This window comes from Helicobacter pylori, assembly GCF_014497725.1.
Classification (GTDB): Bacteria; Campylobacterota; Campylobacteria; order Campylobacterales; family Helicobacteraceae; genus Helicobacter; species Helicobacter pylori_DE.
Genome location: NZ_JACTGF010000015.1, coordinates 1 through 10550 on the forward strand (window position 1 = coordinate 1; position 10550 = coordinate 10550).

The following is a 10550-nucleotide window of genomic DNA, read 5'->3' on the forward strand; positions in this document are numbered from 1 at the left end:
TTAGCGTTCCTTTGATCCAAAGAAAAGCTAGCGTCGTTTCTAATGGTGGCGATTACACCAACTCTTTTGTTTTTAATGAAGGGGCTAGCCATTTTAAGGTGTTTTTTAATTACGGGTGGGTGTTTTAAGTATAAGATCCATTAAGTGCGAAATCCATGACAGAAATAATATTTTTTTAAATAAAAGCCTTATTTTTATCTTTTTTTCGTATAATAAAATTTAAGTTAGTGTTGATAGTGGTGCGTTAAGGTTTTTCAATCTTGCGTGATCCAATCAGTATTTCTTAATAAGATCATAGCTTTAATATTCAAAATAGTATAAAAAGGAAAGTCATGTATGCGGCTCATCCTGTTAAACCCCTAAAAGCCCCTAAACTCAAAACTCAATTTTTAAGGCGTGTGTTTGCGGGCGCGTCCATTAGGCGCTGGAATGACCAAGCATGCCCTTTGGAATTTGTGGAATTAGACAAGCAAGCCCATAAAGCGATGATTGCGTATTTGCTCGCTAAAGATTTAAAAGATGGGGGTAAAGATTTAGATTTAGATCTTTTAATCAAGTTCTTTTGCTTTGAGTTTTTGGAGCGCTTGGTTTTAACCGATATTAAACCCCCTATTTTTTACACCCTCCAACAAACGCATAGTAAAGAGTTAGCTTCCTATGTTGTGCAAAGTTTGCAAGATGAAATCAGCGCGTATTTTTCTTTAGAGGAACTCAAAGAGTATTTAAGCCACAGGCCCCAAATTTTAGAAACTCAAATTTTAGAGAGTGCGCATTTTTATGCGTCTAAGTGGGAGTTTGATATTATTTATCATTTTAACCCCAACATGTATGGTGTGAAAGAAATTAAAGAAAAAATTGACAAGCAACTCCACAATAACGATCATTTGTTTGAAGGGCTTTTTGGGGAAAAAGAAGATCTGAAAAAATTGGTGAGCATGTTTGGGCAGTTGCGTTTCCAAAAGCGCTGGAGCCAGACCCCAAGAGTGCCGCAAACCAGTGTCTTAGGGCATACCTTATGCGTGGCGATTATGGGGTATTTGTTGAGTTTTGATTTAAAAGCTTGTAAAAGCATGCGAATCAATCATTTTTTGGGCGGGCTTTTCCATGATTTACCCGAAATTTTAACCCGAGACATTATCACGCCCATCAAACAAAGCGTTGCAGGGCTTGATCATTGCATTAAAGAAATTGAAAAAAAGGAAATGCAAAACAAAGTCTATTCCTTTGTGTCTTTGGGCGTTCAAGAAGATTTGAAATATTTCACCGAAAACGAGTTTAAAAACCGCTACAAAGACAAGTCCCACAAAATCATTTTCACTAAAGACGCTGAAGAATTGTTCACGCTTTATAACAGCGATGAATATTTTGGGGTTTGCGGGGAGCTTTTAAAGGCGTGCGATCATTTGAGCGCGTTTTTAGAAGCTCAAATCTCTCTTTCTCATGGCATTTCCAGTAACGATTTGATTAAAGGGGCTCAAAACCTTTTAGAATTGCGATCCCAAACAGAATTACTTGATTTGGATTTAGGGAAATTGTTTAGGGATTTTAAGTAATGAATTATAAAGAATTATTAGAATTTAACGATTACGCTATGGATTTAACCATTCGCATGGCTCATCATAGCACTGCTATTGAAAACAATCCTTTGAGCCTTGCTGAAACTATAAGTATTTTAACCACTGAATACATTCCTAGAGAAATGCCTCAAAGAGCTTTCTTTGAAGTGAAAAACTATCAAAACATGCTCTTCTTTCTATTAAAAAATCTGAATAAAGGACAAAGCGTTGATAGCTTTTTTATAAGAGAGTTGCATGGGATTTTAATGAATTTTTTATTCCCTAATAAGGGGGCTTTCAAAACGACTGATAATGCCATTTTAGGAGCTAGTTTTGAAACGACCCCTCATTTTCAAGTGCCTATGGCTATAAAAGAATGGTGCGATAACCTCAATTATAAGATGAAGACCTTACAAGATAAAGAAGAAAAACTAAAAGCCATTTTAGAACAACACATTTTGTTTGAAAGGATACACCCTTTTAGCGATGGTAATGGTAGGGTGGGCAGAATGCTAATCTTTTATAGCGTTTTAGAGCAAAACTTAATACCATTTGTGATCACCAAAGAACAAAAAGAGGCTTACATTAAGGCTTTAGACACGCATAATACAGAAAGCTTATACCAACTCGCCAAAGTATCCCAAGAGTTTGAACTCACACGCATACAAGGGCAAATGATACTCAATAAGAATAAGCCCTAAAATCATGGTTTTCAAGCGCGCATCAAATAGAGCTTTTTCCTTTCGTTTGAAGAAGCGATGTTGAGCAGTTGGCGGTATTTGGTGATCGTTCTTCTTACCATTTTCAAATGGAATTTTTCTTCAATGAGTTCTAAAATCTTAGCGTCGCTCAAAGGCTCTTTTTTGTCTTCGTTTTTGATCAATTCTAAAAGATAGTCTTTAATCACAGCGTTTGAAGTCTCGCTATTGTCTAAGGCGATGCTAAAGAAATGTTTAATAGGGAAAACCCCCCTTTCGCATGCCAAATATTTATTAGAAATGGCCCTTGAAATCGTGCTTACAGAGTGGTTAAACTCATTGGCTAAATCTAATAGCTTTAAAGGGCGTAATTCCTTGCCCTTAAAAAAATCGTATTGATACTCTAAAAGCATCAGGCCGATTTTATAAATCGTGGCTTTTCGTAAATTTAGTGCGTCAATCAAATCTTTGGCTTCTTTCAATTTTTCTTTTAAATAGCCGCTATCCTTAAAGCGATTTTCTTCTAAACTGATCGTCGGGTAGCTCTCATCGTTCAAACGCACAATCATTTCATTATCCACTTCTAAAATAAAAAGCTCAGGAATGACTTCTATTTCTTTTTCTAAAAACTCAATGGCTGGGGGGTTTTTAAAGGATTTTAAAATCTTTAAAGCCTTTTCATAATAAAAATCTTTAGAAAATTCATGGTGTTTTTCTAAATTTAAAATGATTTTTCGCGCTTCTTCATAAAGCTCGTTATTGTCTAATTCCCTACTTTCTAACTGGAATAAAAAGCTCTCTTTCACGTCTTTAGCGCCAATACCAGCGGGATTAAGGTAACTAAAACGCTTGCGCACTTTCTCATAAACTTCGCTCTCTACCCCTAAAATTTTAGCCCTTTCTTCAATATTTTCTTCAAAATACCCTTCACTATCCAGTCCGCTGATAATATCCATAGCGATTTTTTGAGAGGTTTCAGTGGGAAAGAGAGGGGGAATGATTTGAGCCTCTAAAGTTTCAAAAAGGCTTTTAGAAGCGATTGCGAAATTTTCTAAATGATCGCTGCTCTTTTTAGGATTAAAGCGATCACTAAAATTTTTGATGCGTTTGTTTTCAATTTTGATTAAGGGGTTATCTAAAGCGTTTTGTTTCAACACTTCTTCTAAATCTTCAAGCTCGCTTTGTAAAATGGGGAGCCACCCTTTTAAAGTGGCGTTTAATTTGTTTTTAGGGCTAAGGTTTGCGCGTAAGATCGCCATGTCTATACCTTAAAATTTTCCCCTAAATAATACTTGCGCACCAAAGCGTTTTCATAAATTTCATTAGCGTTCCCGCTCGCTAAAAGCGTGCCACTTTTAATCACATACGCCCTATGGCACACGCTCAAAGTCTCTCGCACATTGTGATCAGTAATCAACACGCCGATGTTTAATCCAATCAAGCTTTCAATGATTTTTTGAATGTCAATCACCGCGATCGGATCCACGCCCGCAAAAGGTTCATCTAATAATACGAATTTAGGGTTTTTCATTAAAGCCCTAGCGATTTCTACGCGCCTTCTTTCTCCCCCACTCAAGTTCATGCCCTTGCGCTCTCTTATGGCTTGGATATTAAAAGCGTCTAGCAAGCTTTCCATTTTTTCTTCGCTCTCTTTAGAGTTTTTAAAAGTACTCTCCCCCGCTAGGGCCAGATTCTCTTCCACGCTCAATTCTTTAAAAATGCTGGATTCTTGGGGCAAGTAGCCTATGCCTAAATTAGAACGCTTGTGTAAGGGGTATTTAGCTAAATTCACATCGTTTAAATAAACGCTCCCCCCACTAGGCTCTAAAAGCCCGCATATCATGTAAAAGGTGGTGGTTTTACCCGCCCCATTAGGCCCTAAAAGCCCCACCACTTCGCCGCTTTTCACTTCTAAAGAAACATCTGAAACGATTTTGGTTTTTTTAATCTGTTTGTTTAAATGCTCTGCTTTTAAAATATCCATTCAAGCGACCCTTTAAGCGATCTTTATTGTATAAAAACGGCTGGTTGATTCGGTTTTAATTTCCACAACCTTAATAGCTAAATCGTATTTTTTTAAAATTTTTTCTAATTTTTCATCGCCCCATTCCACAAAATGGATTCCCTTTTCCAACAAGCACTCCAACATGCCAAGCTCCAAGCAAGCCTTTAAATCGCGCATGTAAAAATCATAATGGAACACGCTCTCGCTATAAGCATGCATCAAGCTAAAGGTGGGCGAAGTCGCTTGAATGTCTAAACCCAAGCGTTTCAAGCACGCTTGAACTAAAGTCGTTTTACCGCTCCCCACAACGCCCTTTAAAAGCACCACCCCCTTAAAATCATCTTTTAAAATTGCAGCCGCCACTTTGTCTAACTCGTCTAAATTCGCTCTCATAACAATTCCACGCTTTTGATTTCAAACTCACTCTTAATCTCTTCAATCAGCTCAGAGTGGTTAGCCATGAATTCTTGCAAGGCTGTAGGGGCTTGTTTTGGTTGGGCTTCTTGAACCTCTTTAGTGTCGTTTTCTTTAGTTTCTTTTTCTTTAGTTTCTTTTTCTTTAATCTCGTTTTTTTGAACCTCTTTTTCTTTCGTTTCAGCCGTCGTTTCGGTGGTTGGTTGGGATAAGATTTTTTCCCTTAAAGAAGAAATTTTAAAATCCTTAACCTCTTTAGTTTCTTCTCTAGCGCTTTTATTTTCCAAATGGTGTTTTAAAGCGATTTTGATATTTTCGCCCTTGCCAAAAACCCCATCAACGATGCTTTTCACGATTTTAAAACGCTCTCTTAAAAGCTCTTTATCTTTATTGGTGGCTAAAGACTCCCAAGTCAAGGTTTTAGTCTGGCTGTCAAAATCAATGAAACGGATATTTTTTTCAAACACCGCCCCTAACTCATAGTTGCGCTCATAAACCAATGTTTGGACTTGTTTGAAAAGGTTGTGAAAAATGCGATCTTTAGCTGAAAGCATGGGAGTTTGCGGGGTTTCTGCGTTCTCTCTTTTTTCTGCTCCCTCTATTCTTTCTATACTTTTGGGTTCTTGTTTAGAGGCGTTATAGCTTATGCTAGGGCTTTGATTGAAAGGGGCTTGCTCTAATTCCAAAATCGCATCGTCTAGGGCTTTGAGCTTCAAAGCTTCTTTGAATTTCATTTTCAATAACAACAGCACAAAACTGGCATTTGCCCCTTCTTTTAAAAGGCTCAAACTGCTCATAATGATTTTAAAAAAGCGCTCTATTAAAAGGATGGAATACGAATCAGGGCTTAATAATTTCGCTTTCAAAAAAAGCATCATTTCTTCTAAAACGCCCTCGGTTTCATAATTTTCTAAAATGGCATAACGCTCTTTTAATCGCGCCTCATCTTGGTTGATTAGGCTTTGGAAAAAATCTTCTAAAACACTCCTATCAATCGCTCCTAACATTTCAGCCACCTTGCTTTCTGTGATAGCGTTATCGCAATAATTGATGGCTTGCTCTAAAAGAGTGATCGTATCCCTTAGGCTCCCTTGCCCGCTGTGAGCGAGTTTTTCTAACGCGCTACTTTCATAGCTCACCTGTTCTTTTTCTAAAATGGTTTTTAAATGAGAAATAACGGAATTTTCAGGGATTTTTTTAAACCTGAAATGCTGGGTGCGGCTGAGTATGGTAGCGGGCAATTTCAAAGCGTCCGTTGTCGCTAAAAGGAATTTCACATGGCTAGGAGGCTCTTCTAAAGTCTTTAAAAGCGCGTTAAACGCTTCAGTGGTGAACATATGCACTTCATCAATGATAAAGATTTTATAACGCCCAAAGCTTGGTTTGTAGCGCGTTTGCTCTATGAGGTTACGGACATCATCAATCCCCCTATTAGACGCCCCGTCCATTTCTATAATGTCTATATGGTGGTTGTTTAAAGCGCTCTGGCATTGGATGCAAGTATCGCAAGGCACAGCCTTTGGCCCTTCTTCACACATTAAAGCCCTAGCAAAAATCCTAGAAGAACTGGTTTTCCCTGAACCTCTTAACCCGCTGAATAAATAAGCGTTAGCCAAACGCTGGTTGTCTAGGGCTAAAGAAAGCGTTTTAGCCACGCTCTCTTGACCGATTAGCTCGCTAAAATGTTTGGGGCGGTATTTTAACGCTAAAACTTGCATATTGATTGTAATCCTTAAAACTCATTTAGGAGTATTGTAATGCAAAATGACTTAAAACTAGCCCCTTTTTAGGTTTTACTCAATAGCGCTAAAAAATCCCTAAATAAAGTAACGCTAAGCGTTCCCATGATAGCGGTTACAAAGAGATTCACCCCCATAAAGATTTTTTGATTGTTTAAAAGTTTAGAACCATAACGCAACGATAAAACGCATAACAATAAAAGCCAAGAAAGAGCCGCCGATAAAGTGCCAGCTAAAAAGACAAATTTTTGCGCTAAATTAAAAGACAAAGCGCTCGCGCCAATTAAAAACACCATTTCCAAATACACTTGAGGGTTGAGTAAGGTAACGCCTAAAGTGAATAATAAGGTCTTTTTTAAGGAGAGTTTTTTGGGGGTTTGGACTTGCTTCTTTTTAAAGGTTTGAAAAAGGGTTTTTAAAGCCAAAAAAGCGTAAAATCCGGTAAAAACTGCCCCAAATAGATTTAAGAATAAGCTCAAATAAAGGTTTTTAGCGAAATAAGCCCCCACGCCAAACACGCCCATGCTCATTAAGACAATATCGCACATAAAACACAGAGCGCAAATCAAAAACACATAGTTCCTAGCCATGCCTCTTTCCACAATAAACAAGGATTGCGCCCCCACCGCCGCGCACAAAGAAATCGCTAAGCTATAGCCTTTTGCAAAAATCACAAACATTTTTATTCAAAATCCTTTCACTCAAAATAAGCCAAAAACTACCAACGCCATACAAACCAATCATTCAAAATGGTATTTTAAAATTTTAGGGTTTAAAACGACCTTTATAAACAAAAGTTAAATGATGACACAATGGCTATATAAAATTAAAAACCCCATTTTTTAGCGCTCTTAGAGGCGTTTGAGAATAAATTAAAATTAACATGGTAGAATGCCAAAATTTGCTGTCGTTGTGCGGCAAAAATTTAGACAACAAGGAATTGGGAATGAGAAGGAGTTTGGCTTTTTGCCTTTTAGCTTTGCTTGGATTTCAGGTTTTAGGCGCTAGAGACTTTTCGCAACTCAAAAACGAAGAACTTTTAAAATTAGCAGGCACTCTGCCTTCTAATGAAGCGATTGATTATCGCATGGAAGTGTCTAAACGCCTTAAAGCTTTAAAAGCTGAAGACGCTAAGAAATTCCGCGCGAATTTCAGCCGGATCGCTAAAAAGAATCTTTCCAAAATGAGTGAAGAGGATTTCAAAAAAATGCGTGAAGAAGTGCGTAAGGAATTAGAAGAAAAAACCAAAGGTTTGAGCGCTGAAGAAATCAAGGCAAAAGGACTTAATGTGAGCGTTTGCAGTGGCGATACGAGAAAAGTTTGGTGTAGGGCTGTTAAGAAAAAAGACGAACATTGCTCTCCTAAGTGAGATAAAATTTAATTTAAAAGGATAAAACATGAAAAAAGCGTTGAAAATACTTTCTGTTAGCGCGTTGCTATTTGTGGCTTTAAACGCCAAAGATTTCAGCAAAACGAGCGATGAAGATTTGGCTAAAATGGCTGGCGTTGTCGCTCCGCAGGATATTGTGGATTACACAAAAGAGTTGAAAATGCGCATGAAAAAAATGCCTGAAGATAAGAGAAAGGCGTTCCATAAACAATTGCATGAATACGCGGTTAAAAACACAGACAACATGACCGTGGCGGATTTTGAAGCCCGCCAAAAAGCCGTTAAAGAAGCGCTTAAAAAAGGCAACATGGAAGACATGGATGATGATTTTGGGTTGAGATCATGCAAGCATGGGAAAAAGCACAAACACGATAAGCATGGCAAGAAGCATGGCAAAAAACATGACAAAGATCATGACGATAAAGACCATGACCACCATGATGAAGATCACAGCGATAAGCACTAAAGCTTAAACCACACCACTCTCTCTATCAAAGCTTCAAATTCTTTAAGCAAAAATCCTAAACGCTTTTAGCGTTTGGGATAAATGCGTTCTGTTAAGCGTTATCAAAATTCTGTTCTCATTAAATATTGCTTATAAAATTCAAAAGATGATTTTATCGTTACAAAAATCAACGCTTCAAAGATAAATAAGTTAAAATACCCCAAAATCTTTTTTTTTTTTTTTGAAATCCAATCAATTTATAGTAAAATTAGGTTAATTGTAAATATATTATCACTTCATGATATTCTTACAACAAAAACATTACTTTAAGGAACATTTTATGAAAAAGACAATTCTACTCTCTCTCTCTCTCGCTTCATCGCTCTTAAACGCTGAAGACAACGGCTTTTTTGTAGGCGTGGGCTATCAAATCGGCGAAGCGGTGCAAATGGTCAAAAATACCGGCGAATTGAAAAACTTGAACGAAAAATACGAGCAATTAAACCAGTATTTGAATCAAGTGGCTTCGTTGAAGCAAAGCATTCAAAACGCCAACAACATTGAGCTGGTCAATAGCTCTTTAAACTATTTAAAAAGCTTTACCAACAACAACTACAACAGCACCACCCAATCGCCCATATTCAACGCCGTGCAAGCCGTTATCACTTCGGTATTGGGTTTTTGGAGTCTTTATGCGGGGAACTACTTCACTTTTTTTGTGGTCAATAAGAATAATCAAAAACCCGCTGATGTTCAGGGTAACCCTCCTTTTAAAACAATTATAGAGAACTGCTCAGGAATTGAAAACTGCGCTATGGAACAAACCACTTACGATGAGATGAAAAAACTCGCTGAAAGCCTCCAAGCAGCTCAAACAAACTCTACCACTAAAGCGAACAATCTTTGCGCTTTATCCGGGTGCGCCACAACAGAAGGCCAAAACCCGCCAAACTCAACCGTAAGCAGCGCTCTTGAAACCGCGCAAAAGCTTATGGATCTAATCGCAAACACTAAGACGGCTATGATATGGAAAAATATAGTTATCGCAGGTGTTTCAAACAGAGCCGGTGGTGCTGGTGCTATCACATCCACTAATTACCCAACGCAATACGCGGTGTTTAACAACATCAAGGCGATGATACCTATCTTGCAACAAGCGGTTACGCTTTCTCAAAGCAACCACACCCTATCCACTCAGTTGCAAGCTCAAGCTACAGGGACTCAAACAAACCCTAATTTCGCTAAAGACATCTACAATCTCGCTCAAAACCAAAAGCAAGTCATCTCTTACGCTCAAGATATTTTCAACCTCTTTAATTCCATCCCTGCAAAGCAGTATAAGTATCTAGAGAAGGCTTATTTGAAAATACCCAATGCGGGTCAAACGCCTACTAACCCTTACAGACAGGAGGTGAATTTAAACCAAGAAATTCAAACGATTAAAAACAACGTGAGTTATTATGGCAATCGGATTGATTCGGCTTTAAGCGTGGCTAGAGATGTTTATAACCTAAAATCCAATCAAGCAAACATTGTAACAGCCTATAGCAACGCTAATAATTTGAGCGAAGAGATTTCTAAACTCCCCTATAACCAAGTCAATACAAAAGACATTATCACACTGCCTTACGATAAAAACGCCCCAGCAGCGGGCCAATACAACTACCAAATCAACCCAGAGCAGCAATCCAATCTTAATCAAGCTTTAGCGGCGATGAGCAATAACCCCTTTAAAAAAGTGGGCATGATCAGCTCTCAAAACAATAACGGCGCTTTGAACGGGCTTGGCGTGCAAGTGGGTTATAAGCAATTCTTTGGCGAAAGCAAAAGATGGGGGTTAAGGTATTATGGCTTCTTTGATTACAACCACGGCTATATCAAATCCAGCTTTTTTAATTCGTCTTCTGATATATGGACTTATGGCGGTGGGAGCGATTTGTTAGTGAATATTATCAACGATAGTATCACAAGAAAGAACAACAAGCTTTCTGTGGGTCTTTTTGGCGGTATCCAACTCGCAGGGACTACATGGCTTAATTCTCAATACGTGAATTTAACCGCGTTCAATAACCCTTACAGCGCTAAAGTCAATACTTCCAATTTCCAATTCTTGTTCAATCTCGGTTTGAGGACGAATCTTGCTACAGCTAGGAAAAAAGACAGCGAACGTTCCGCGCAACATGGCATTGAACTAGGCATTAAAATCCCTACCATTAACACCAATTACTATTCTTTTCTAGGTACTCAATTGCAATACCGAAGGCTCTATAGCGTGTATCTCAATTATGTGTTTGCTTATTAAA

Annotated in this window: 10 protein-coding genes; 5 read left to right on the top strand and 5 right to left on the bottom strand. The window is 38.1% G+C overall.

Features of this window, described 5'->3' with window-relative positions:
* Positions 1-332 precede the first annotated feature (332 nt).
* Together H7N69_RS07645 and H7N69_RS07650 are read left to right on the top strand one after the other, a co-directional pair.
* A complete protein-coding gene (locus tag H7N69_RS07645; RefSeq protein ID WP_187885333.1) occupies positions 333-1553 on the top strand; it encodes an HD domain-containing protein in 1221 nt (406 codons plus the stop codon).
* On the top strand, positions 1553-2257 hold the full coding sequence (locus tag H7N69_RS07650) for a Fic family protein (protein ID WP_187885335.1): 705 nt from the start codon (positions 1553-1555) through the stop codon (positions 2255-2257). The genes H7N69_RS07645 and H7N69_RS07650 overlap by 1 nt, the downstream gene beginning before the upstream one ends.
* Before the next feature lie 11 nt (positions 2258-2268).
* Here the strand turns inward: H7N69_RS07650 and H7N69_RS07655 are convergent, their stop codons facing one another.
* The 5 genes from H7N69_RS07655 to H7N69_RS07675 form a co-directional block, all read right to left on the bottom strand.
* Positions 2269-3513, bottom strand: a complete 1245-nt coding sequence (locus tag H7N69_RS07655) for an RNA polymerase factor sigma-54 (RefSeq protein ID WP_187885337.1) — start codon at positions 3511-3513, stop codon at positions 2269-2271.
* A gap of 2 nt (positions 3514-3515) precedes the next feature.
* Entirely contained in the window at positions 3516-4238 is a 723-nt protein-coding gene (lptB, locus tag H7N69_RS07660) for an LPS export ABC transporter ATP-binding protein (protein ID WP_187885339.1), read from the bottom strand.
* Between the two features lie 12 nt (positions 4239-4250).
* Positions 4251-4652 carry a tRNA (adenosine(37)-N6)-threonylcarbamoyltransferase complex ATPase subunit type 1 TsaE gene (gene tsaE / locus H7N69_RS07665; protein ID WP_053577250.1) on the bottom strand — a complete coding sequence of 134 codons (402 nt, stop codon included), beginning with the start codon at positions 4650-4652 and terminating at the stop codon, positions 4251-4253.
* The gene (locus tag H7N69_RS07670) at positions 4649-6391 is read right to left on the bottom strand and encodes a DNA polymerase III subunit gamma/tau (RefSeq protein WP_187885341.1); all 1743 of its coding nucleotides are present in this window, start codon (positions 6389-6391) and stop codon (positions 4649-4651) included. Before H7N69_RS07670 ends, tsaE begins: the two co-directional genes overlap by 4 nt.
* Before the next feature lie 68 nt (positions 6392-6459).
* Positions 6460-7092: a LysE family transporter gene (locus tag H7N69_RS07675; protein WP_187885343.1), complete on the bottom strand. Its 633-nt coding sequence runs from the start codon at positions 7090-7092 to the stop codon at positions 6460-6462.
* A gap of 266 nt (positions 7093-7358) precedes the next feature.
* Here H7N69_RS07675 and H7N69_RS07680 point away from each other — a divergent pair, with 266 nt between their 5' ends.
* The 3 genes from H7N69_RS07680 (at position 7359) to sabA (ending at position 10549) form a co-directional block, all read left to right on the top strand.
* Entirely contained in the window at positions 7359-7781 is a 423-nt protein-coding gene (locus H7N69_RS07680) for a DUF1104 domain-containing protein (RefSeq protein ID WP_187885345.1), read from the top strand.
* Between the two features lie 28 nt (positions 7782-7809).
* Positions 7810-8268, top strand: coding sequence for a sialic acid-binding protein (locus H7N69_RS07685; protein ID WP_120812060.1), 459 nt, complete (start codon positions 7810-7812; stop codon positions 8266-8268).
* A 319-nt stretch (positions 8269-8587) separates the two neighbouring features.
* Positions 8588-10549, top strand: a complete 1962-nt coding sequence (gene sabA, locus H7N69_RS07690) for a Hop family adhesin SabA/HopD (protein WP_232260230.1) — start codon at positions 8588-8590, stop codon at positions 10547-10549.
* Position 10550: the final 1 nt, after the last annotated feature.

What these genes read in the sequence shown, in the direction of transcription:
- H7N69_RS07645 (WP_187885333.1), top strand. Translation starts at nt 333, where the DNA reads ATGTATGCGGCTCATCCTGTTAAACCCCTAAAAGCCCCTAAACTCAAA.
- H7N69_RS07650 (WP_187885335.1), top strand. Translation starts at nt 1,553, where the DNA reads ATGAATTATAAAGAATTATTAGAATTTAACGATTACGCTATGGATTTA.
- H7N69_RS07655 (WP_187885337.1), bottom strand. Translation starts at nt 3,513, where the DNA reads ATGGCGATCTTACGCGCAAACCTTAGCCCTAAAAACAAATTAAACGCC.
- lptB (WP_187885339.1), bottom strand. Translation starts at nt 4,238, where the DNA reads ATGGATATTTTAAAAGCAGAGCATTTAAACAAACAGATTAAAAAAACC.
- tsaE (WP_053577250.1), bottom strand. Translation starts at nt 4,652, where the DNA reads ATGAGAGCGAATTTAGACGAGTTAGACAAAGTGGCGGCTGCAATTTTA.
- H7N69_RS07670 (WP_187885341.1), bottom strand. Translation starts at nt 6,391, where the DNA reads ATGCAAGTTTTAGCGTTAAAATACCGCCCCAAACATTTTAGCGAGCTA.
- H7N69_RS07675 (WP_187885343.1), bottom strand. Translation starts at nt 7,092, where the DNA reads ATGTTTGTGATTTTTGCAAAAGGCTATAGCTTAGCGATTTCTTTGTGC.
- H7N69_RS07680 (WP_187885345.1), top strand. Translation starts at nt 7,359, where the DNA reads ATGAGAAGGAGTTTGGCTTTTTGCCTTTTAGCTTTGCTTGGATTTCAG.
- H7N69_RS07685 (WP_120812060.1), top strand. Translation starts at nt 7,810, where the DNA reads ATGAAAAAAGCGTTGAAAATACTTTCTGTTAGCGCGTTGCTATTTGTG.
- sabA (WP_232260230.1), top strand. Translation starts at nt 8,588, where the DNA reads ATGAAAAAGACAATTCTACTCTCTCTCTCTCTCGCTTCATCGCTCTTA.